At 73.5% G+C, this 1178-nt stretch carries 2 pseudogenes; one reads left to right on the top strand and one right to left on the bottom strand.

From position 1 onward, the window contains the following. A pseudogene (locus tag ABZ749_RS35460) lies at positions 1-91 on the bottom strand (2-keto-4-pentenoate hydratase); the annotation flags it as partial. 124 nt (positions 92-215) lie between these two features. Here ABZ749_RS35460 and ABZ749_RS35455 point away from each other — a divergent pair. Then, positions 216-1178: pseudogene (locus ABZ749_RS35455) on the top strand (hypothetical protein); the annotation flags it as partial.

The raw sequence follows: 1178 nt of genomic DNA, 5'->3' as shown, positions 1-1178 counted from the left end.
ACAGTCGCAGGTCCACGTCGGCAAGCCGGCGCGGCGTGGTGCCGAGCACGAAGAGCCCGCTGGAGGCGTTGTCGGCGACGGTGTCCACGATGGAGCCATCAGGGTCGGCCCTCGACTGCGTAGCGCCATTGGTGGCGCAATCAGGAAGGATGTACCTGTGAGTTCAGGACCGCAGGGCGGAGACCGTCCCCGTCGTTACGAAGACCGTACTGACGGTGCGGGCGGACGCGACCGCGGCCCACGCCGCGACGACCAAGGCCGGCCCCCGTACCGGGGAGACCGCGACAGCGGCGGTGCCCGAGGCGGATACGCCGGCGGCCGCGACTCTGGCTCCCGTGGTGGTGACCGGGACAGCTCGCGCTCCAGCACCCCCCGTGAGGGCGGCTACCGAGGCGGTGACCGCCGCGAGGGTGGTTTCCGGGGCGGCGACCGCGACGGCTCGCGCTCCAGCGCTCCGCGCGAAGGCGGCTACCGGGGCGGCGACCGTGATGGATCCCGCTCGGGGGCTCCGCGTGAGGGCGGCTTCCGGTCCGGCGCTCCCCGCGAGGGTGGTTTCCGGGGCGGCGACCGCGACGGCTCGCGTTCGGGCGCTCCGCGCGAAGGCGGCTACCGAGGCGGCGACCGCGACGGTGGTTTCCGGGGCGGCGACCGCCGTGAGGGTGGTTACCGTGGCGGCGACCGCGACGGCTCGCGGTCCAGCGCTCCCCGTGAGGGTGGCTTCCGTGGCGGCGACCGCGACGGCTCGCGGTCCAGCGCTCCGCGTGAGGGTGGTTTCCGTGGTGGTGACCGTCGTGAGGGCGGTTACCAGGGTGGTGACCGCACTCGCTCGGGCCCGCCGCGTGAGGGTGGTTTCCGGGGCGGTGACCGTGACGGTGGTTTCCGTGGCGGTGACCGCCGCGAAGGTGGTTTCCGCGGTGGTGACCGCGAGGGTGGTTTCCGCGGCGGTGACCGTGACGGTTCGCGCTCGGGCCCGCCGCGTGAGGGTGGTTTCCGTGGCGGTGACCGTGACGGTGGTTTCCGTGGCGGTGACCGCCGCGAAGGTGGCTTCCGTGGTGGTGACCGCGAGGGTGGTTTCCGTGGTGGCGACCGTCGCGAGGGTGGCTTCCGCAGTGGGGACCGCGAGGGTGGTTTCCGTGGTGGTGACCGTCGTGAGGGCGGTTTCCGTGGCGGCGACCGTG

It is taken from the genome of Micromonospora sp. NPDC047753 (assembly GCF_040642735.1).
In the GTDB taxonomy this organism is placed as follows: domain Bacteria; phylum Actinomycetota; class Actinomycetes; order Mycobacteriales; family Micromonosporaceae; genus Micromonospora.
The sequence above is the reverse complement of the archived record's forward strand: the minus strand, read 5'-3'. Positions and strand labels throughout refer to the sequence as shown.